The sequence below is a fragment of the Nocardioides conyzicola genome (assembly GCF_039543825.1).
Taxonomy (GTDB): domain Bacteria; phylum Actinomycetota; class Actinomycetes; order Propionibacteriales; family Nocardioidaceae; genus Nocardioides; species Nocardioides conyzicola.
In genome coordinates this window covers 2,173,717-2,193,098 of sequence record NZ_BAABKM010000002.1, presented here as the reverse complement: position 1 = coordinate 2,193,098, position 19,382 = coordinate 2,173,717, and the positions used below count along the sequence as shown (strand labels likewise).

Genomic DNA, 19,382 nt, shown 5'->3' with positions numbered 1-19,382 from the left:
TCGGTGATGAGACGAGGTTCGTCGTCTGAGGTAGGCCGGCACATCGGGCAGGAGCCCTATCTGAGGTCCCCAGCGGCCTTAGAGCGCCTCAGAGGCGGTGCCACTGCCCCTCGGAGACGACGTCGACCTCGCCGTCGACCACGCGGACGGCGCTCTCGTCGTCGAGGACGTACGCCGGCCCGCCGATGCCGGCGGCCCACTCGTGCGCTGCAGCCAGGGTGTTGTCCGGGAACACGTCCAGGTGCGGGAAGATCGAGAAGTCGACGACACCGAGCGTGCGGTCGTCCGGTGCGCCCGCCCACTCGACGAAGAGGTCGCCGATCCGCGGGGTCAGCACCATGCTGCCGGCGCTGACGCCCACCCACACCGTCTCGGTCAGGGACGGCAGCAGGTCCGCGAGGCCGGACTCCCGCAGCCAGTGGCAGAGGTACGTCGCGTCGCCCCCGTCGACCAGCAGGACGTCGGCCTCACGGACCCAGGGGACCCAGCGCTCCGGGTCGATCGTGGGCAGCGCCGTGAGCTCGAGCAGGCCCACCGACCCCCAGCCCAGGTCCGGCAGCCCGCCGACGACGAACCGCCGCACCGAGGTGGGACCGCACATCGGGTGTCCCCACTGCGCGGTCGGGACGCAGAGCGCGGTGGCGTCGGCGATCGGCTTGCCCAGCAGGTCGACCAGTGCGGCCTCGATGGACGGGTTGGTGACGCCACCGGAGGTGAGGAGCAGCTTCATGGACACCATGATCGGTGGAGCAGGCGAAACTCATCGGTGCCCACGCGGCTCACCCTCCGGTGACGACGGGGCGGCCACCGACCCAGGTGGCGGCGACGAGCGGGACGCCGGGGCGGTAGGCGAGGTGCACGTGGCTCGGGGCGTCGAGCACCATCAGGTCGGCGCGACTGCCGACGGTGAGGGTGCCGACGTCGTCGCGGTCGAGGGCCTGGGCGCCGACGTACGTCGCGGCGTGGACGGCCTCGGCGGGCGACATGCCCATCTCGCGGACGGCGAGGGCGATGCAGAGCGGCAGCGAGCTGGTGAAGCAGGAGCCCGGGTTGCAGTCGGAGGCGAGCGCCACCGTCACGCCGGCGTCGATCAGCCGCCGCGCGTCGGGGTAGGGCTGCTTGGTCGAGAACTCGACACCGGGCAGCAGGGTCGCGATGGTGCCGGAGTCGCGCAGCGCGGCGACGTCCTCGTCGGCGAGGTAGGTGCAGTGGTCGACCGCGACCAGGCCGAGCTCGGCGGCCAGGCGGACGCCCGGGCCGTAGGTCAGCTGGTTGGCGTGCAGCCGCCCGCGCAGCCCGGCAGCGGCACCGGCGGCGAGGATCGCGCGCGCCTGGTCCTCGTCGAAGGCGCCCTGCTCGCAGAAGACGTCGATCCAGCGGGCGTGCTCCTTGGCCGCGTCGAGCATGGGGCCGGTGACGAGGTCGACGTAGTCCCCCGGATCTCCCTCCGGCACGACGTGGGCGCCGAGGAACGTCGTCTCCTCGGTGAACTGCCGCGCGACGGCGAGGCTCCGGGCCTCGTCCCGCACGGTCAGGCCGTAGCCGCTCTTGATCTCGACGGTGGTGGTGCCCTGCCGGCGCATCTCCGCGACCAGGCGGGCGACGTGGGCGGTGAGCTGCTCGTCGGTGGCGGCGCGGGTGGCGGCGACGGTGGTGCGGATGCCGCCCGCGGCGTACGGCGTGCCGGTCATCCGGGCCGCGAACTCCTGGGACCGGTCGCCGGCGAAGACCAGGTGCGAGTGGGAGTCGACGAAACCGGGGAGGACGGCGCGGCCGCCGGCGTCGTACTGCTCGTCGGCCGGCGGGGCGTCGGCGGCCGGGCCGACCCAGGCGACCTTCGTGCCCTCGATGACGAGCGCCGCGTGCTCGATGGCGCCGAGGAGGTCCGTGGCGTCCGGGTCGTTGGTGACCAGCTCGCCGATGTGGGTGATCACGGTGCTCGTCATGGGAGCAGTCTGCCGATCGCGGCCGCGAGCTCGCGGCCGATGTCCTCGTGGTCGTCGCGGGTGGCGACCACCTGGCCGTCGACGACCACGTGCGTGACGTCGGCGGCGGTGGCGGCGAAGACGGCGGTGGCCTCGTCGGCGCCGGTCCCGGCGGTCCGCGTGCTGGTGGTGTCGATCGTGACCAGGTCGGCGCGCTGGCCGACGGCGATGGAGCCGGCGTCCGCGAACCCGATCGACTCGTGGGCGGTGCCCGCGGCGAGCAGCTCGGCGGCGGTCCAGTGGCCGCGCTGCTGGGTGGCGAGCCGCTCGTCCATCTCGAGGGCGCGCATCTCCTCGAGGAGGTCGATGACCGCGTGGCTGTCGGAGCCGAGGGTGATCGTCGCGCCGGCCCGCTCGAGGGCGCGGCCGGGCCCGATGCCGTCGCCGAGGTCGCGCTCGGTGGTCGGGCAGAAGCAGGCGCGGGTCCGCGTGGTGCCGAGGTGGGTGATGTCGGCACCGGTGAGGTGGGTGGCGTGCACGGCCGTGGTGCGGGGCCCGAGGGCACCGGCGTCGTGGAGCAGCTGGGTCGGGGTGACGCCGTACGTCGCGAGGCAGGCGTCGTTCTCGGCGACCTGCTCCGAGAGGTGGACGTGCAGCGGTCTCCCCTGGGCCGCCTCGACGACCGTCGCGAGCTGCTCGCGCGGCACCGCGCGGACGGAGTGGATCGCGGCGCCGACGTGCGGGTGCTCGATCGCGGCCATCCGCTCCGCCCACCGCGCGGCGTCGCCGTCGGTGTAGCGGACCTGGGCCCCCTCGGGCGCGCGGCCGAACCCGCTGCTGAGGTAGCAGGTGTCCAGCAGGCTGATCCGGATCCCGGCCTCCTGCGCCGCCATCACCAGCGCGTGCCCCATCGCGTTGGGGTCGGCGTACGGCGTGCCGTCGGGCTGGTGGTGCAGGTAGTGGAACTCCCCGACGCTGGTGATCCCGGCCGCGACCATCTCGCGGTACGTCGCCCGGGCGAGGGCGAAGTAGCTGTCCGGGTCGAGCCGCCCGGCCACGCCGTACATCTGCTCCCGCCAGGTCCAGAACGTGCCGCGCTCGCGCTGGGTCCGCCCCCGCAGCGCGCGGTGGAAGGCGTGGCTGTGGCAGTTGGCGAGGCCAGGGAGAGTGAGGCCGGGGAGCCTGCGGGTTTCACCGGTCGGCCGCCGACCCCCGCGCGACACGCCGTCGCCGCTCGGCGTGTCGTGCGGGTTTCGGCGGTCAGCCGGTGAAACCCCCACGAACCGACCGTCCTCGATCTCCACCAGCACGTCGTCGAGGACGGCGCCGTCCACCCAGGCGCGCTCCAAGAGGTACGCCGAGCTCATGCGGTCAGCCTCTCCAGCGTGTCCGCGAGGGCGGAGACACCCACCAGGCAGTCGGGGATCGACGCCTGCTCGAGCGGGGAGTGCGAGATCCCGGTCGGGTTGCGGACGAAGAGCATCGCGGTCGGGATGCCGGCCGCGGACAGGATGCCGGCGTCGTGACCGGCCTGGGTCGGGATGACCGGCCAGTCGCCGCCCTCGTGGTCGGCGGCGACGGCCGCGGCGAGGGCGGGGTCGAACGCGACCGACGACGACACCGACTCGGCGGTCACCACCAGCGACGTGCCGTCGCGCGACGCCCGGTCGGACGCCTGGGCCGAGATCACCGACACCAGCTCGGCGAGCGCGTCGTCGGTCGAGCAGCGCGCGTCGAGCCACGCGGTCACGCTCGACGGCACGGCGTTGGTCCCGTTGGGCTCCACCGCCACCCGCCCGAAGGTCGCCCGCTGGCCGGCCAGCCGCGCCTGCTTGTTGGCCGCGAGCACGGTCATCGCGTAGGTCAGCATCGGGTCCTCACGGTCCTCCATCCGCGTGGTCCCGGCGTGGTTGGCGGCCCCGGTGAAGTCGAAGCGATAGCGCCCGTGCGGCCAGATCTCGCTCGCCACCCCGACCGCTGCCCCCCGGTCCACGAGGTCGCGGCCCTGCTCGACGTGCAGCTCGACGAAGGTGCCGACGGACGCCAGCAACGACGACGACCCGCCCGCCACGACGTCGCCGAGCGCCACGCCGTCACGGTCGGTCAGCACCCGCGCCGCGTCCCAGTCCAGGACGCCCGTCGCCAGCCGCGACCCCAGGCACGCGAGCCCGAACCGCGACCCCTCCTCCTCCACGAACACCGACACGCCGACCGGGCGGGTCGGCACGACGCCACGCGCGCGCATCAGGTCGACGGCCGCCAGCGCGGAGACGACACCGAGCGGGCCGTCGTACGCCCCGCCGTCGAGCACCGAGTCGAGGTGCGAGCCGGTGAGGACCGCAGGGCCGGAGCCGGTGTCCCACCAGCCGACGACGTTGCCGAAGTCGTCGCTCTCCACCCGCAGTCCGCGGGCGGTGCACTGCTCGACGAACCACGCCGACAGCTCGCGCTCCGGGGTCGTGAACGGCTGCCGGAAGTAGCCACCGGAGGCAGTGGACCGTCCCACCGGGGCGAGGTCGGTCCACATCCGCTCGAAGTCGTCAGGCACTCTTCACTCCATGGAATTCCAGGACGTCGTCCGTCACCGCAAGATGGTCCGCAACTACACGACCGACCCGGTCGACCCTGCCATCGTGGACCTGTCGCTGCGCAACGCGACGCGCGCCCCCAACGCGGGCTTCAGCCAGGGCTGGGCGTTCCTGGTGCTCGACACCCCCGACGACGTACGGCGGTTCTGGGTGGCCGCCGCCGACGACATCGACGAGCCCGACGAGTGGCTGACCGGGATGATGAAGGCGCCGGTCGTGATCCTGCCGTGCTCCAGCAAGGCCGCCTACCTGAGCCGGTACGCCGAGGGCGACAAGGGCTGGACCGACGAGGACGAGGCGCGCTGGCCGAAGCCGTTCTGGGACATGGACACCGCGATGGCCGCGCTCCTGATCCTGCAGACGGCCACCGACGCCGGGCTCGGCTCCTGCTTCATCGGCATCCCACCGGAGAAGGACGCCGCCGTGCGCGAGACGTTCGGCATCCCGGACGACTTCGACCCGGTCGGCGTCGTGACCATCGGCCACGCCGCGACCGCCGAGGGCGCGAAGGGCTCGCCCACCCGGCGCGCCCGCAAGCCGATCGCCGACCTGGTCCATCGCGGCAGCTGGGGGCACCCCACCAGTCCATCGGCGTAGCGACCGCCGGTCAACGAGCCACACCGACCCACGGTCTCGCATCCGAGACCCTCGGGCGGTCTACTGTGCTCGCGTGATCGATCCCGCCGTCGCCCAGCTGCAGGCCCTGGTCCGCATCCCCACGGTCTCCCACCGGGACCCGGACCTCGTCGACGTGGCCGCGTTCGACGCGTTCGTCGCGGAGCTCGCGCGGCAGTTCCCACTGCTCCACGAGGAGCTCGAGCTGACCCGCGTCGACACCCACGGCCTGCTCTTCCACTGGGCCGGCCGCAGCACCGACCGACCGGTGGTGCTGATGGCCCACCTCGACGTCGTCCCCGTCGAGGAGGACGCGCCGTGGCAGCACCCGCCCTTCGGCGCGGAGATCCACGACGGCGCCATCTGGGGCCGGGGCACCCTCGACGACAAGGGCGAGCTGGTGGCCATCTGCGTGGCCGTCGAGACGCTCCTGGGGCAGGGGTTCGTCCCGGAGCAGGACGTGTGGCTCTCGTTCGGCTGCAACGAGGAGGTCTCCGGCACGTCGGCCGTCCTCGCGGTCGAGGAGCTGCGGCGCCGCGGCGTCACCCCGTGGTTCGTGGTCGACGAGGGTGGCGCGATCGCGTCCGAGGCGTTCCCGGGCGTCTCCGCCCCGGTCGGCGTCGTCGGCGTCACCGAGAAGGGCGTCACGTCGCTCGAGCTCCGCGTGGACGGTCGCGGCGGTCACGCCTCGACCCCCCAGCGCAACGGCCCCACGGTGCGGCTGGCCAAGGCACTCACCCGGCTCGACCGCCACCAGATGGCCGCGAGCGTCCCCGACCCCACTCTCGAGCTGCTGCGGCGGATGGCCCCCCACGCCTCCCGCCCGCTCCGGCCGCTGCTGGCCAACGCCGAGAGGATGCGGCCGGTGCTGACCCGCGCCCTCATCGCGGCCGGCGCCGAGCCGGCTGCGATGACGCGGACCACGTTCGCGATCACCACGCTCTCCGGCTCCCCCGCGCTCAACGTGATCGCGTCGACCGCCAAGGCCGGCGTCAACATCCGGATCATGGTCGGCGACACCGTCGCCGGCGTGCTCGAGCACGTCCGCAAGGCGATCGACGACGACCAGGTCCAGATCACGGTCGTGGAGGAGAACGAGCCGAGCCCGGTCTCGCCGTACGACGACGAGGCCTTCGGCCTGATCGAGTCGACGATCACCGAGGTCTTTCCCGACGCGATCCCGTCGCCGTACGTCATGATGGCCGCCACCGACTCGCGGTTCTTCACGGAGATCTGCTCCCGGGTCTACCGGTTCGCCCCGTTCCGGATGACCAAGGCGCAGCGTGAGTCGATCCACTCGTACGACGAACACCTCGGGGTCGACGCCTTCGTCGACGGCGTGCGCTGGTACCAGCGCCTGATCGAAAGGATCCCGGGATGACGACGCTCACCGATCCGCGGACCAAGGGCCTCTTCGCGATCGTCGGCTTCCTGGTCTGCGTGGAGCTGGCCAGCGGCATCCTGCAGGGCTACTACACGCCGATCTTCAGCGACATCGCCGACCACCTCGACATCGCCGACGCGGACGTCAACTGGTTCGAGGCGGCGCAGCTCATCGTCTCCGCTCTCGTCGTGCCGCCGCTCGCCCGGATGGGCGACCTGGTCGGCCACAAGAAGGTGCTGCTGCTCTCGACCGCCGTCACGGCGCTCGGGTCGTGGACCATGGCGTTCGCGCCGTCCTTCGCCACCTTCCTCGTCGGCTCCGCGCTCCAGGGTGCGTACGTCGTGTGGCTGCCGCTCGAGGTCGCGATCATCTACCGGCGTACGGCGGGCACCGGGCGCCAGCACCACCTCACCCGCCGGTCCGCCGCGATCCTGGTGGGGGCGCTCGAGCTGGCCGTCATCATCGGGGCGCTCACCAGCGGCGCGCTGGTCGGGGTGATGTCGATGACGGCGCTGCTGTCGCTCCCGGCGATCGCCGTCACGCTGTGCTTCGTCGTGATCTGGTTCGGCATCGAGGACATGGAGGGCACCGCCACCGGCGGCATCGACGGCGGTGGTCTCGTCCTCCTCACCTCCTCGGTCGGCCTGGTGATGGGCGGCCTGATCGCCATCCGGCTCGAGGGCCCCGGCAGCCCGCTCCCCTGGGCGCTGATCCTGCTCGGCCTGGTGGTGCTCTACGTCTTCGGCCGCTACGAGCTCGGTCAGGGCGAGCCGCTCGTCGACGTACGCCTGCTGCGGACGCCCGGCCAGTGGCCGGTGCAGCTGACGGCGTTCCTCTTCGGCATGTCGGTGCTCGGGGCCCAGATCCCGCTGTCGACCTTCGCCCGCACGGACCCCGACGTCGCCGGCTACGGGCTCGGCGCGAGCGCCGGCTTCGTGTCGACGCTGATCGGGGTCTACGTCATCTTCCTCGCGATCGGCGCGTTCACCCTGCCGTTGACCGCGCGCCTGCTCGGGCCGCGCAACGCCCTCGTGATGTCGTCGGTGCTGATCGCGGTCGGCTACGCCCTGTGGCTGCCCTTCCACCACGAGACCTGGCAGGCGCTGATCAACATGGCGGTGGCCGGCCTCGGGTCGGGCGCCCTCGTCGCCGCCCTGCCCGCGACCGCTGCGGCGGCCGCTCCCTCCGAGCGCACCGGCTTCGCCACCGGCATGACCAACGCGACGAAGACCATCGGCGGCGCGATCGCCTCCGCCGTCTTCGCCATCGCCCTGTCGGCCACCGGGTCGATCGACGACCCGACCGAGGGCCACGCGCCGCTGTCCGGCTACATGACCGTGTGGACGATCTGCGCGGTCGCCGCGCTGCTCGCCGCGCTCGCCCTGCTGATGATGCCGAAGCAGATCGCCGAGGAGCCAGCGCTACCGCTGGTTCAGTAACCTGGGTCGGGCAGGAGGTGATGCCCGATGCCGCAACCGGACGACCAGGACCAGGACCGGGCCCAGCCGCGCAGTCGCGAGGCGGACCGGGCGGCCGCGGCCGCCAGGATCCAGCACCAGAGCACCTGGGTGGACCTGCAGATCCGGCAGGCGCAGGAGCGCGGGGCCTTCGACAACCTCGCCGGCGCCGGCAAGCCGATCGAGGGCCTCGGCGGCGAGCACGACCCCGACTGGTGGGTCAAGAAGCTGGTCGAGCGCGAGCGGATCGTCGTGCTCCCGCCCAGCGTCACGCTCCGCAAGGAGGACGCGGAGCTCGACGGCCGGCTCGACAAGCTCAACGTCGAGAAGGACGTACGCCGCGAGGTGGAGGACTTCAACGAGCGCGTGATCAAGGCGCGCTACTCGCTTCCCGCCGGCCCGCCGCTGGTCACGATGCCGCGCGACGTCGACGCCACGGTCGCCGCCTGGCAGGAGCGGCGGGCGGCCCGCCGGGTCCCGAGGAGCGCACCCGCTGCACCGCCGCCGAAGCGGCACTGGTGGAATCGACGTACTTCTGGAGAGGGAGACACATGAAGAACGTCGCAGTGGTCGGTGGTGGCCTGATGGGGTCGGGCATCGCCGAGGTCAGCGCCCGCGCGGGGCATGACGTCATCGTCGTGGAGTCCAACGAGGAGGCCGGCAAGGCGGCGCTCGCACGGCTGGAGAAGTCGCTGCAGCGCGCCGAGGCGAAGGGCAAGATCGACGCCGCCGGCGACGTGCTCGCGCTGATCCGGGTGGAGACCGACCTCGGCTCCGTCGCCGACCGCGACGTCGTGGTCGAGGCGATCGTGGAGGACGAGGCGGCGAAGGTCGCGCTCTTCAAGCGGCTCGACGAGATCGTCGAGGCGCCGGACGCGATCCTGGCGTCCAACACCTCGTCGATCCCGATCATGAAGCTGGGCGTGGTCACCTCCCGCCCCACGCAGGTGATCGGCATCCACTTCTTCAACCCGGTGCCGGTGCTGCAGCTCGTCGAGCTGGTGCCGTCGCTGCTGACGTCGCCGGACACGACCGCGCGCTCGCGCGCCTGGGTCGAGGGGTCGCTGGGCAAGCAGGCGATCGACTGCCAGGACCGGGCGGGCTTCGTGGTCAACGCGCTGCTGATCCCGTTCATCCTCTCGGCGATCCGGATGTTCGAGTCCGGCTTCGCCTCCGCCGAGGACATCGACCGCGGGCTCGTGCTGGGTGCCGCACACCCGCAGGGACCGCTCGCCCTCGCCGACCTGATCGGTCTGGACACCACCAAGGCCGTCGCCGAGTCGCTGTACGACGAGTTCAAGGAGCCGCTGTACGCCGCCCCGCCGCTGCTGCAGCGGATGGTCGACGCCGGGCTGCTCGGTCGGAAGACCGGCCGCGGGTTCTACACGTACGCCTGACTGTCAGATCGGTCATACCGGCGGGTAGCGATCCGCTGCTACGTTCCGCCCCATGAGTGGATCGCAGAGCCCGAAGGACTTCTTCCGACCCCTGGCCGTGGGCGCCCCGACGCCCCTGACCGACATCCCGGCGAGGCCGAGCCGGGCGATCCATTTCTTCGACCCCAGCAACCCGAAGATGGCGGCGAAGATCCCCGACATGGTCGGGACCGTCGACGTCCTCCTCGGCAACCTCGAGGACGCCGTCAAGGCCGACAACAAGGTCGCCGCGCGCGAGGGCCTGGTCGAGATCGCGCAGCGGACCGACTTCGGACCGACGCAGCTGTGGACCCGGATCAACTCGCTCGACAGCCCGTGGGCGCTCGACGACCTCACCACACTGGTCCCCGCCATCGGCGACAAGCTCGACGTGATCATGGTGCCGAAGGTCCAGGGCGCCGAGGACATCCACTACGTCGACCGGCTGCTCGCCCAGCTCGAGGCCAAGGCCGGCCTCGACCGCCCGATCCTGGTCCACGCGATCCTCGAGACCGCCCGCGGCGTGGCCAACGTCGAGGAGATCTGTGGCGCGTCGCCGCGGATGCAGGGCCTGAGCCTCGGCCCGGCCGACCTCGCCGCCGACCGCCGGATGAAGACGACCCGGGTCGGCGGCGGCCACCCCGGCTACCTGGTCCGCCAGGACCCGCCCCGCAACGACCTCGGCGTCACCGACTACGACGCCCCGCGCGCGACGTACCAGCAGGACCTCTGGCACTACACGATCGCGCGCATGGTCGACGCCTGCGCGATGCACGGCATCTACCCCTACTACGGGCCGTTCGGCGACATCACCGACGTGGTCGCCTGCGAGGACCAGTTCCGCAACGCGTTCCTGCTCGGGTGCGTCGGCACCTGGAGCCTGCACCCCAAGCAGATCGCGATCGCCAACCGGGTGTTCAGCCCGAGCGTCGAGGACGTCGCGCACGCCCGCCGGGTCGCGGCGGCCATGGGCGACGGCACCGGCGCGGTGATGCTCGACGGCAAGATGGAGGACGACGCGTCCCTCAAGCAGTGCCTGGTGATGGTCGAGCTCGCCGAGCAGCTGGCGGCGATCGACCCCGAGCTCAAGAAGGCGTACGACGCCATCGAGGTGGAGAGCGCATGACCGAGTTCACGCCCCTGCGCAGCGTCCTCTACATGCCCAGCTCCAACGCCAAGGCGCTGGAGAAGGCGAAGACCCTGCCGGTCGACGCCGTCATCTTCGACCTCGAGGACGCCGTCGCACCCGACGCCAAGCCGGCCGCCCGCGAGGCCGCTGCCGCAGCCGTGTCCTCCGGCGACTACGGCCGCCGGACCCTCACCATCCGCGTCAACGGCATCGGCACCGAGTGGCACGACGACGACCTCCGAGCCGCCGCCCAGGCCGGCCCCGCCGCGGTCGTCGTCCCCAAGGTCAACAGCGCCGACGAGGTCGTCCGGCTGGTGTCCGCCCTCGAGCAGCACGGCGCGCCCGAGCACACCAAGCTCTGGGCGATGATCGAGACGCCCGTCGCCGTCCTCGACGTCCTCAGCATCGCCCGCGCGTCGGCACGGCTGAGCTGCTTCGTGATGGGCACCAACGACCTGGTCAAGGAGCTGTACGCCGAGCACGTGCCCGGCCGCGCCCCGATCCTGCCCAGCCTGCACACCGCGCTCCTCGCCGCCCGCGCCGCCGGCATCTCGATCCTCGACGGCGTCTACAACGACGTGAAGGACACCGACGGCTTCCTCGCCGAGTGCGACCAGGGCCGGCAGCTGGGCTTCGACGGCAAGACACTGATCCACCCTGGCCAGGTCGAGGGCGCCAACGCCGCCTTCGCGCCGAGCGAGCAGGCGGTCGAGGACGCCCGCGGGCTCATCCAGGCCTTCGAGGACGGCAGGGGCTCCGGCGTCGTCACCTACCACGGCCGGATGGTCGAGAACCTCCACGTCGAGTCCGCCCGCCGCACCCTCGACATCCACGACGCGATCCAGGCCCTCCAGGGCTGATGCGCGCGGTCGTCCAGCGCGTCCTCGGCGCCAGCGTCACCGTCGACGGCCAGATCGTCGGCGCGGTCGAGGGACCCGGACTGCTCGTCTACCTCGGCGTCACCCACGACGACGGCCCGGCCGACGTCGCCTGGACCGCCCGCAAGATCTGGGACCTCCGCCTCCTGCGCGAGGAGCGGTCGGCCTCCGACGTCGCGGCGCCCGTGCTCGTCGTCAGCCAGTTCACGTTGTACGGCGACGCCCGCAAGGGCCGGCGTCCCACCTGGCAGGCCGCCGCCCCCGGCCCCGTCTCCGAGCCCCTGTACGACGCTGTCTGCGCCGCCCTGCGCGAGCTCGGCGCGCACGTCGAGACCGGCGTCTTCGGTGCGGACATGCAGGTCGCTTCGGTCAACGACGGGCCGGTCACGATGATCCTGGACAGTCCTCGCTGAAGGTCGCGTCCCGGAGGCACCATCCCGTCTATGTGCAGCGATATCGCTCCGGCCAACGGCTGTTGTCGACTACCGTGTCGCCACCCTGTCACCGTTCTCGGGAGCTGTTGATGCGCCGCACCCTCCTCGTCGTCTTGGGACTGGCGCTCCTGGGGCTGCCACCAGTCCTCCCGGCCGGAGCCGACGACACGGCACCGGTTACCGAGGTGTGGCGGGCCGGGATGCCCGACGGCCTCACCTTCACCGCCATCGATTGTGCGAAGCCCGAGACTTCGTCGATCGGGCCCTACTACTTCTACAGCGACGACAGCCTGGTGTTGACGGCGAGTGACACCACCGCCGTCGGACTGTCCTTCGGGGTCGCCTCGCTCTCCTCGCTGTCGGCGTTCGAGCCCACCGTGACGACGGGCCTCGGGGATCCGGTCCGAGTTCAGGTCTCGATCCCCTCTCGTGAGATCACCGGTTCCGCTCTGGTGCCGGGCGCGTACATCCATCACTGGGCCACGACCGACGTCTTCGCCGATGTCTTCTTCGACTGGTACGACGGGCACGGCGGTCAGACGCGGTCGACGCTCGCCGACTACATCACCGGACACGCCGAGGCATCGGAGCCCGCATCGATCTCGCTCGCGGGCGGCTGCGCGCCAGGCACTGCCGACGGGTACCAGGTCAGCCGGCTCCACCTGGCTGTCGCCGGTGTCGACCGCGTCCTCGAGTTCAAGCAGCGTGTGACCCCGTGGGTGGTGGGCGATCGCGAGCTCGGCATCACGTACGGGCGCCAGGTGACGCTGCGATCGATCGCCGACGGTGACGGTCAACCGGGCACGCCGTTCCAGCTCTGGGGACGACCCATCCGTTCGAAGAAGGAGCGGCTGATCACGACCGCGACCACCGACGCCGACGGCGTTGCGACCGCGACCGTTCGCCCCGAACGATCGATGCGCTACCGCTGGAGGTACGCCGTCCCCGACGACCACCCCATCACGACCTCGATGGCGACGATCCGCGTGCGCGTTGCCGCCAAGGTGACGCTCCGCCTTGCCCGCACGCCCCGGCCCGGTCGCCCGGGCGTCGCCGTCGTCACCGTCGCCCCTTGCGGGGGACAACAGGTGTCGCTGCGAGCCGTCACCGCGTCAGGGCATGACGGCGCCCGGCTCGCACGGACACGGCTCGTGGGCTGCCGCGCTCGACTTCCCTTCGTGGTGCCGGCATCGGGAGTGCGGCGGCTCACGGCGATCGTGTCGCCCGCCAACGGCGTCTCCGGAGTTCGCGTCCGACCGATCCCACTCCACCTGGCTCGCTGACACGTCCCTCGTCCGCGGGTCACGATCGCCCTCACGAGCACTTGGCACTGGGGGCCTACGCGGAAAGAGCGCCAGACCCACGTGGGCCCCCAGTGCCAAGTGTCAGCGAGTTCGGTCTCCTGGCGCCCGGGGGCCACGCGGTTCCTCGCTGAACACCGCGTCCCTGAGGAAGGCCAGCACCTTCTCCGCCGGCATCTCGCACGGTCGCAGCTCCTCACCGCTCGTCGTGACGTAGACGTTGGTGCTGACCACGTCCGTGCCGCCGAGCTCCTCGGCGTAGACCGAGATCGCGCGGCCGTCGGCCCGCGTCTCCTTGGTGACGCCGTACCGGCGCCCGGCGTACGTCGCCACCGACCAGCCGTCGGGGACCCGGTCGACGAGGGAGCTCACGACTCCGGCACGACCACGACCGGGACGGGAGAGTGCCGGATGATCCGGCTGGCGTGGGACCCGATGAAGACCCGGGCCAGGACGCCGCGCGGAGACGAACCGAGCACGAGCACGTCGTCGTGCCGCCACTCCAGCCGGCCGACCGCCGACGCCCAGTCCGGTCCCGTGGCGACGACGTGGTCGACCTCGCGCAGCCCGGTGGCGGCCGCGGCTTCCCGCAGCGCCGCCTCGGCCTGCTCGACGAACGAGGCGAGCACGTCCTGCTCGCCGCGGACCTCGGGCGGGTACATCGTCTTGCCGAGCACGCCGAAGGTCGCGATCCGGACGGCGGCGCCGGCCGACGCGCAGATCTCGGTCGTCCGCCGGAGCACCTCGGCAGAGGCACGGTCGGCTCGGAAGGCGCAGGTCGCCCGGGTGAAGCGGGGGACGGCATGGGTGGCGAAGCCGCGCGGCGCCACCGCGACCGGCACGTGGGCGGAGTGCAGCAGGTGGTCCGCGGTGGAACCGAGCGCGACGCGCTCCCACGGCCCGTCCGCGGCGGAGCCGACGACGACCAGGCCGGCGTCGACCGAGCGTGCCTGCTCCAGCAGGGCTGCTGGCACCGATCGACCCGGGACGGCGACCGCCCGTGCCTCGAGGTCGCCGGCCACCTCCGCCAGCACCCGCTCGGCGTCGGCGACGGCCGCGGCTCCGACCTCGTGCGCCCACGCGGCGTATTCACGGTCCACGTTGCCGGCGACCAGGGTCGGCCACTGCGCCGGCACGACCGAGACCACGAGCAGGTCGGTGCTCAGGGACCGGGCGAGCATCGCGCCGAGGGACACCGCGGAGCGGTCGTGCGTCCGGGTCGGGTGCCCGACGACGATCGTCATGACTGAGGCACCTCGGTGTCGGCGACGACGCCGCGGTTGAGGGCGGCGTGCCGCCGTCCCCACAGGAAGTAGAACGCGAGCACGACCAGCAGCCAGGAGCCGAAGATGAGCCACGTGACGCCGGCCAGCCCGGACAGGATGTAGATGCAGACCGCGACCGTCAGGATCGGGACGAAGGGGAACAGGGGGACGCGGAAGGGTCGCTCCAGGTCGGGTTGCGTACGACGGAGCACGATCACCCCGACCGCGACGACGATGAACGCCATCAGCGTGCCGATCGACACGGTGTCCCAGAGGTAGTCGGCCGGGACGAACCCACCGATCAGGGCGACCACGATCGCGACGACGATCGTGTTGAACGTGGGCGTGAGCGTGCGCGGGTTCACCGACGAGAACCTCTCCGGCAGCATGCCGTCGCGGCCGATCGCGAAGAGGATGCGGGTCTGGCCGTAGAGCGTGACCAGCGTGACCGAGAAGATCGAGATCACCGCGCCGGCCGCGAGCACCGTCCCCCACGCGGCGTGCCCGGTGACGTTCTCCAGGATCACCGCGAGACCGGCGTCCTGCTGCTCCGGGTCGGAGAACTCCGAGGCGGGCTGAGCCGCCAGCCCGGCGATCGCCACCAGCACGTAGACCGTGACCACGACGGCCAGCGCCCCCATGATCGCGCGGGGCAGCGCCTTCTGCGGGTCCCGCACCTCCTCACCCGCCGTGGAGACGGCGTCGAGGCCGATGAACGAGAAGAAGATCGTCCCGGCAGCGGCCGAGATGCCGGCCGCACCCTTGTCCCAGAAGCCGTCGAAGTGGTCGCCGTTCCAGGCCGTGAGCCCGATGACCACGAACATCAGCAGGACGCCGAGCTTGATCAGCACCATGACCGTGTTGACCCGCGCCGACTCGCTCGCGCCCCGGATCAGCAGCACCATGCACATCATCACCAGCACGACCGCCGGGAGGTTGATGAGGCCGGTGGTGTTGTCCTCGTAGGGGATCGGGGAGTACGACAGGGCGTCCGGCAGCGAGAAGCCGAAGACGTTGTCGAGCAGCTCGTTGAAGTAGCCGCTCCAGCCCACGGCGACGGCCGCGCTCGAGACGCCGTACTCCAGGAGCACGCAGGCGGCGATTACCACCGCCACCAGCTCGCCGAGCGCGTGGTAGGCGTAGGAGTAGGTCGAGCCGCTGACCGGGATCGCGCTCGCGACCTCCGCGTAGCAGAGGGCCGACAGCCCGGCACCGAGGCCGGCGACCAGGAACGAGATGATCACCGCCGGCCCGCTGTCCGGCACGGCCTCCTGGAGCACGAAGAAGATGCCGGTGCCGACGGTCGCGCCGACGCCGAACATCATCAGCTGGAACGTGCCGAAGCTGCGCTTGAGGTCGGGTCCGTCGTGCGGGCCGCTCTGGAGCTTGATCGGCTTGCGCCGCACGAGCTGCTGGCCGAGGGTGGATCCGGTTCCGGTGTCGGCGCTCATGGCGGGCTCCTACCCGAGCGGGGCTGGTCCTGAACTCGTCACTCGTCGTTGCGGCGGAAGGTCTCGTCCAGCCAGACCTTGGCGCTGCCGAGGAGGCCGGCGACGTCGTGCACCATCTTGCCGACGGCGTCCTGGCTCTGCTTGAAGCTCTCGGAGTAGCTGCGGGCCGCGGCCTTCGCAGCCTCCGAGACCTTGGCCTCGTCGTCGTCCTGCCGGCGCGGGTATTCGCCGGCGAGGATGCGGGTGTACTCGCCGGAGTCGACCCAGCGCCGCAGCTCGGTGGCCCGGACGACGAGGAACGGGTGGGAGCGGTTCTCGACCAGCAGGATCTTGAGCACGGAGTCGCGCAGGTCGGCCTCGTCGTACTCCTGGCCCTGCGCGAAGAACGAGGTCGCGTCGAGGTCCTCGAGGTGGCCGCCGCTGGCGAGCTTCATGTGGACCCGGAACGCCGTCGCCGGGTCCTGCGTCGCGAGCAGGCCGGCGCGGTCGGCGGACAGCTCCGACTTGCGCGACCACTCGTAGAGCGCCGCGACGATCGCGCGGATGCCGAGGCCGGTCAGCGGGATCGCGGTGAGCACGCCCGAGAACTGGATCAGCCGTTGGAGCAGCGTCTGGTAGACCGCGTGCCCGCTCATCGCGTGGCCGAGCTCGTGCGCGACGACGAAGCGCAGCTCGTCCTCGTCGAGCAGGTCGACCAGACCCGAGTTGAGGACGATGAACGGCTTGTTCATGCCGATGGTCAGCGCACCCGGCACCGGGTTGGCCACGACGTACAGCTCCGGCAGCTCCGGGGCGTCGAGCGTGCGGCCGACCTCGCCCAGGAGCCGGTGCAGCCGAGGGAACTGCCGCTCGTCGACGCGGATCGCGGACCCGAGGAAGACCAGGCGTACGGCGCGCTCGTTGAAGAGGCCCGACATCGCCTTGAGCACGGTGTCGAAGCCCTTGAGCTTGCGGAGCGCCACCAGCGCGCCCTGGTCGGCGGGGTGCTCCCAGGCGCGGGAGCTGATGTCGGTCAACGTTGCCCGAGAACGGGCCGGCTGCTGGCTCACGCGCTCACTGTGGCACACGGCCGAGCACCGCACCGGCCGAAATCAGAAGCGGCATGACCGGCGCGGGTGCGCCGGTCATGCCGCTGTCGGGTCGAGCGGTCAGCTCAGGTTGTTGGCCGCGAGGAAGTCCTTCGCGACGGTGACCGGGTCCTGCTTGTCGACCTGCACCTTGGCGAGCGCCTCGGTGAGGTTCTCGGTGGTCAGCGCCTCGGAGAGGGCGTTGAGCGCCTTGGTCACCTCAGGGGTCACGACGTCCGACTGGATCAGCGGGACGATGTTCTGCGACGTGTAGAGGTTCTTCGGGTCGCCGAGCACCACCCAGTCGTTGGTCGAGATCGCCGAGTCGGTCGAGAAGACGTTGCCGACGTCGATGGAGCCGTCCTTCAGCGCGGCGATGGTGAGCGGGCCGCCGGAGTCGAGCGGCTTGAACTCCTTGAACTCCACGCCGTACAGCTCCTTGAGGCCGATCAGGCCCTGGTAGCGCTCACGCCACTCCGCACCGGCGCCCACGACGAGCTTGTCGGCGACCGGCTTCAGGTCCTCGATCGTGGACAGGCTGTACTTGTCGGCGGTCTCCTTGGTGACCGTCAGCGTGTCCTTGTCCTCGGCGGCCGACTGCGGGAGGGTCTCGCTGCCGTCGGGCAGCACCTTCTGCAGCGCGGCGTAGACGTCCTCCGGGGAGGTCGTGCCCTCCGGGACGCCGTCGGGCGACAGGTAGGACAGCAGCGCGCCGTTGTACTCCGGCAGCAGGTCGATGTCGCCGGACTCGAAGGCCTTCATGTAGATCTCGCGGGCGCCGATGTTGGGCTTGGTCTCCACCTTGGCGCCGGCGGCCTCCAGGGTCTGGGCGTACATCTGCATGAGCAGCTCGCTCTCCGGGAAGTTCGCGGAGCCGATCACGATGGTGCCCTTGTCACCCCCGCCGTTGGAGAAGGGGTCGTCGGCCTTGCTGTCGTCGGACCCGCAACCGGCCAGCGCGAAGGCCGCGACGGCGGCCAGGCTGACGAGTACGGGCAATCGCTTGCGTCGGAACATGGTGGACCTCTCGGGTGTGTGCGGTGCGGATGGTGGTGGTGCGGAGTCAGGCAGGTCGGGCGGCCTCCTCGGTGGTCACGGACAGCGCGGGGCCGGTCGCGGCTGTCCGACGCCGGCCCTTGACGGCGCGGCCGTCGACGCCGGGTGAGACGACCAGGCGCTGCACCAGGCCGAGCACCAGGTCGATGATCACCGCCAGCAGCGCGACCAGCACGGAGCCCGCGACGATCCGCGGGTAGTCGTAGAGCGCGAGGCCGTCGAACAGGTAGCGGCCGAGACCGCCCAACCCGACGTACCCGGCGATCGTCGCGGTCGAGATCACCTGGAGCGTCGCGTTGCGGATCCCGCCGAAGATGATCGGGAGGGCGATCGGCACCTCGACGTCCTTGACGATCTGCCACTCCCGCATGCCGACCCCCCGGGCGGCGTCGACCGACGCGTCCGAGACCGAGCGGATCCCGGCGTACGTCGTCGTCAGGATTGGCGGGATCGCCAGGATCACCAGCGCGACCGTGACCGGGACCAGGCCGGTGCCGACCAGCGCGAGCACCAGCATCAGCACGCCCAGGGTCGGCAGCGCGCGGCCGGCGTTGCCGACGTTGATCGCGAAGAAGGAGCCGCGGTTGGTGTGGCCGATGAGCAGCCCGATCGGGAACGCCACCACGAAGGCGATCGCCAGGGCGACCATGGAGTACTGCAGGTGCTCGACGATCCGGTGCGGGAAGCTGTCGTAGTTGCTCCACGTCCAGTAGGACCCGTTGAAGAGGAAGTCGAAGGTGCTGGCGTTCATCGGGCACCTCCCGCCCGGGTCCACGGAGTGGCGACGCGCTGCACCAGCACGATGATCGTGTCGGCGATCAGGGCGAGCAGCACCGAGAGCACCAGGCCGATGGCGATCGGAGGCGCGTAGAACTGCAACTGGAAGCCGCGGGTGAAGAGCTGACCGAGGCCGCCGATCCCGATCAGCGCTGCCACCGACACCATGCTGATGTTGGCGACCGTGGCGACCCGGAGCCCGGACAGGATGACGGGCAGCGCCAGCGGGAGGTCGACGGTGAACCAGCGCCGGGCCGGCCGGTAGCCCATGGCGGTGGCGGACTGGACGACCTGGTCGTCGATCGACTCCAGCCCGTCGACGACCGCCCGCACCAGCAGGGCGAGGCTGTAGAGCGTGAGCGCGATGACCACGTTGAGCGGGTCGAGGAAGCTGGTGTGCAGGATGCCCGGGAGCAGGAGCAGGAGTGCCAAGGACGGCACCGTGTAGATGATGCTGCTCAGCGTCAGGACCGGGTGGCGGACCCAGCCGAAGCGTGCCACGGCCCAGCCGATCGGCAGCGACAGGGCGAAGGCGATCGCCACCGGCAGCAGCGCCAGCCAGATGTGCTGGACCAGGGCCTGGACGACCGTCTCGTGGTTGATCCGGAGGTACTCGCGGACCTCCTCGAAGAAGTTCACC

20 protein-coding genes are annotated in these 19,382 nt (G+C 71.4%); 9 read left to right on the top strand and 11 right to left on the bottom strand.

Features of this window, described 5'->3' with window-relative positions:
* Positions 1 to 88: 88 nt before the first annotated feature.
* Genes ABEA34_RS13660 through ABEA34_RS13645 form a run of 4 tightly spaced genes read right to left on the bottom strand, consistent with a single transcriptional unit; the run spans position 89 to position 4,473 of the window.
* Positions 89 to 730, bottom strand: a complete 642-nt coding sequence (locus tag ABEA34_RS13660) for a Type 1 glutamine amidotransferase-like domain-containing protein (protein ID WP_345521853.1) — start codon at positions 728 to 730, stop codon at positions 89 to 91.
* A gap of 49 nt (positions 731 to 779) precedes the next feature.
* Positions 780 to 1,946, bottom strand: coding sequence for an imidazolonepropionase (gene hutI, locus ABEA34_RS13655; protein ID WP_345521852.1), 1,167 nt, complete (start codon positions 1,944 to 1,946; stop codon positions 780 to 782).
* The gene (locus ABEA34_RS13650) at positions 1,943 to 3,292 is read right to left on the bottom strand and encodes a formimidoylglutamate deiminase (RefSeq protein ID WP_345521851.1); all 1,350 of its coding nucleotides are present in this window, start codon (positions 3,290 to 3,292) and stop codon (positions 1,943 to 1,945) included. The genes hutI and ABEA34_RS13650 overlap by 4 nt, the downstream gene beginning before the upstream one ends.
* A complete protein-coding gene (locus ABEA34_RS13645) occupies positions 3,289 to 4,473 on the bottom strand; it encodes an allantoate amidohydrolase (RefSeq protein ID WP_345521850.1) in 1,185 nt (394 codons plus the stop codon). The genes ABEA34_RS13650 and ABEA34_RS13645 overlap by 4 nt, the downstream gene beginning before the upstream one ends.
* A gap of 10 nt (positions 4,474 to 4,483) precedes the next feature.
* Between ABEA34_RS13645 and ABEA34_RS13640 the strand changes: the two genes are divergently transcribed.
* From ABEA34_RS13640 to ABEA34_RS13600, 9 genes are all read left to right on the top strand, one after another.
* Complete coding sequence (locus tag ABEA34_RS13640; RefSeq protein ID WP_345521848.1) at positions 4,484 to 5,110, top strand: nitroreductase family protein; 627 nt, start codon at positions 4,484 to 4,486, stop codon at positions 5,108 to 5,110.
* Positions 5,111 to 5,183: 73 nt separating this feature from the next.
* Entirely contained in the window at positions 5,184 to 6,509 is a 1,326-nt protein-coding gene (locus tag ABEA34_RS13635) for a M20 family peptidase (protein ID WP_345521846.1), read from the top strand.
* A complete protein-coding gene (locus tag ABEA34_RS13630) occupies positions 6,506 to 7,951 on the top strand; it encodes an MFS transporter (protein ID WP_345521845.1) in 1,446 nt (481 codons plus the stop codon). The genes ABEA34_RS13635 and ABEA34_RS13630 overlap by 4 nt, the downstream gene beginning before the upstream one ends.
* 27 nt (positions 7,952 to 7,978) lie before the next feature.
* On the top strand, positions 7,979 to 8,524 hold the full coding sequence (locus ABEA34_RS13625; RefSeq protein ID WP_345521844.1) for a DnaJ family domain-containing protein: 546 nt from the start codon (positions 7,979 to 7,981) through the stop codon (positions 8,522 to 8,524).
* A complete protein-coding gene (locus tag ABEA34_RS13620; RefSeq protein ID WP_345521843.1) occupies positions 8,521 to 9,366 on the top strand; it encodes a 3-hydroxybutyryl-CoA dehydrogenase in 846 nt (281 codons plus the stop codon). Before ABEA34_RS13625 ends, ABEA34_RS13620 begins: the two co-directional genes overlap by 4 nt.
* Before the next feature lie 52 nt (positions 9,367 to 9,418).
* Positions 9,419 to 10,510 (top strand): HpcH/HpaI aldolase/citrate lyase family protein, encoded by a 1,092-nt coding sequence (locus ABEA34_RS13615; protein WP_345521842.1) that lies wholly within the window; start codon positions 9,419 to 9,421, stop codon positions 10,508 to 10,510.
* Positions 10,507 to 11,373, top strand: a complete 867-nt coding sequence (locus ABEA34_RS13610; RefSeq protein WP_345521840.1) for an HpcH/HpaI aldolase/citrate lyase family protein — start codon at positions 10,507 to 10,509, stop codon at positions 11,371 to 11,373. The genes ABEA34_RS13615 and ABEA34_RS13610 overlap by 4 nt, the downstream gene beginning before the upstream one ends.
* The gene (gene dtd / locus ABEA34_RS13605; RefSeq protein ID WP_345521839.1) at positions 11,373 to 11,804 is read left to right on the top strand and encodes a D-aminoacyl-tRNA deacylase; all 432 of its coding nucleotides are present in this window, start codon (positions 11,373 to 11,375) and stop codon (positions 11,802 to 11,804) included. The genes ABEA34_RS13610 and dtd overlap by 1 nt, the downstream gene beginning before the upstream one ends.
* Before the next feature lie 110 nt (positions 11,805 to 11,914).
* Complete coding sequence (locus tag ABEA34_RS13600; protein ID WP_345521838.1) at positions 11,915 to 13,108, top strand: hypothetical protein; 1,194 nt, start codon at positions 11,915 to 11,917, stop codon at positions 13,106 to 13,108.
* A gap of 102 nt (positions 13,109 to 13,210) precedes the next feature.
* Here ABEA34_RS13600 and ABEA34_RS13595 read toward each other — a convergent pair whose 3' ends face one another.
* From ABEA34_RS13595 to ABEA34_RS13565, 7 genes are all read right to left on the bottom strand, one after another.
* Positions 13,211 to 13,498, bottom strand: a complete 288-nt coding sequence (locus tag ABEA34_RS13595; protein WP_345521837.1) for a peptide methionine sulfoxide reductase — start codon at positions 13,496 to 13,498, stop codon at positions 13,211 to 13,213.
* A complete protein-coding gene (locus tag ABEA34_RS13590) occupies positions 13,495 to 14,370 on the bottom strand; it encodes a universal stress protein (protein WP_345521836.1) in 876 nt (291 codons plus the stop codon). The genes ABEA34_RS13595 and ABEA34_RS13590 overlap by 4 nt, the downstream gene beginning before the upstream one ends.
* Entirely contained in the window at positions 14,367 to 15,842 is a 1,476-nt protein-coding gene (locus ABEA34_RS13585; protein ID WP_345521835.1) for an amino acid permease, read from the bottom strand. The genes ABEA34_RS13590 and ABEA34_RS13585 overlap by 4 nt, the downstream gene beginning before the upstream one ends.
* A 38-nt stretch (positions 15,843 to 15,880) precedes the next feature.
* Positions 15,881 to 16,891 carry a M48 family metallopeptidase gene (locus ABEA34_RS13580; RefSeq protein ID WP_345521834.1) on the bottom strand — a complete coding sequence of 337 codons (1,011 nt, stop codon included), beginning with the start codon at positions 16,889 to 16,891 and terminating at the stop codon, positions 15,881 to 15,883.
* Between the two features lie 99 nt (positions 16,892 to 16,990).
* Positions 16,991 to 17,926 carry an ABC transporter substrate-binding protein gene (locus ABEA34_RS13575; protein ID WP_345521833.1) on the bottom strand — a complete coding sequence of 312 codons (936 nt, stop codon included), beginning with the start codon at positions 17,924 to 17,926 and terminating at the stop codon, positions 16,991 to 16,993.
* A gap of 46 nt (positions 17,927 to 17,972) precedes the next feature.
* A complete protein-coding gene (locus tag ABEA34_RS13570) occupies positions 17,973 to 18,716 on the bottom strand; it encodes an ABC transporter permease (RefSeq protein ID WP_345521832.1) in 744 nt (247 codons plus the stop codon).
* Positions 18,713 to 19,381, bottom strand: a complete 669-nt coding sequence (locus ABEA34_RS13565; RefSeq protein WP_345521831.1) for an ABC transporter permease — start codon at positions 19,379 to 19,381, stop codon at positions 18,713 to 18,715. The genes ABEA34_RS13570 and ABEA34_RS13565 overlap by 4 nt, the downstream gene beginning before the upstream one ends.
* Position 19,382: the final 1 nt, after the last annotated feature.

What these genes read in the sequence shown, in the direction of transcription:
- ABEA34_RS13660 (WP_345521853.1), bottom strand. Translation starts at nt 730, where the DNA reads ATGAAGCTGCTCCTCACCTCCGGTGGCGTCACCAACCCGTCCATCGAG.
- ABEA34_RS13575 (WP_345521833.1), bottom strand. Translation starts at nt 17,926, where the DNA reads ATGTTCCGACGCAAGCGATTGCCCGTACTCGTCAGCCTGGCCGCCGTC.
- dtd (WP_345521839.1), top strand. Translation starts at nt 11,373, where the DNA reads ATGCGCGCGGTCGTCCAGCGCGTCCTCGGCGCCAGCGTCACCGTCGAC.
- ABEA34_RS13590 (WP_345521836.1), bottom strand. Translation starts at nt 14,370, where the DNA reads ATGACGATCGTCGTCGGGCACCCGACCCGGACGCACGACCGCTCCGCG.
- ABEA34_RS13600 (WP_345521838.1), top strand. Translation starts at nt 11,915, where the DNA reads ATGCGCCGCACCCTCCTCGTCGTCTTGGGACTGGCGCTCCTGGGGCTG.
- ABEA34_RS13610 (WP_345521840.1), top strand. Translation starts at nt 10,507, where the DNA reads ATGACCGAGTTCACGCCCCTGCGCAGCGTCCTCTACATGCCCAGCTCC.
- ABEA34_RS13570 (WP_345521832.1), bottom strand. Translation starts at nt 18,716, where the DNA reads ATGAACGCCAGCACCTTCGACTTCCTCTTCAACGGGTCCTACTGGACG.
- ABEA34_RS13615 (WP_345521842.1), top strand. Translation starts at nt 9,419, where the DNA reads ATGAGTGGATCGCAGAGCCCGAAGGACTTCTTCCGACCCCTGGCCGTG.
- ABEA34_RS13585 (WP_345521835.1), bottom strand. Translation starts at nt 15,842, where the DNA reads ATGAGCGCCGACACCGGAACCGGATCCACCCTCGGCCAGCAGCTCGTG.
- ABEA34_RS13650 (WP_345521851.1), bottom strand. Translation starts at nt 3,292, where the DNA reads ATGAGCTCGGCGTACCTCTTGGAGCGCGCCTGGGTGGACGGCGCCGTC.
- ABEA34_RS13640 (WP_345521848.1), top strand. Translation starts at nt 4,484, where the DNA reads ATGGAATTCCAGGACGTCGTCCGTCACCGCAAGATGGTCCGCAACTAC.
- ABEA34_RS13620 (WP_345521843.1), top strand. Translation starts at nt 8,521, where the DNA reads ATGAAGAACGTCGCAGTGGTCGGTGGTGGCCTGATGGGGTCGGGCATC.
- ABEA34_RS13625 (WP_345521844.1), top strand. Translation starts at nt 7,979, where the DNA reads ATGCCGCAACCGGACGACCAGGACCAGGACCGGGCCCAGCCGCGCAGT.
- ABEA34_RS13630 (WP_345521845.1), top strand. Translation starts at nt 6,506, where the DNA reads ATGACGACGCTCACCGATCCGCGGACCAAGGGCCTCTTCGCGATCGTC.
- hutI (WP_345521852.1), bottom strand. Translation starts at nt 1,946, where the DNA reads ATGACGAGCACCGTGATCACCCACATCGGCGAGCTGGTCACCAACGAC.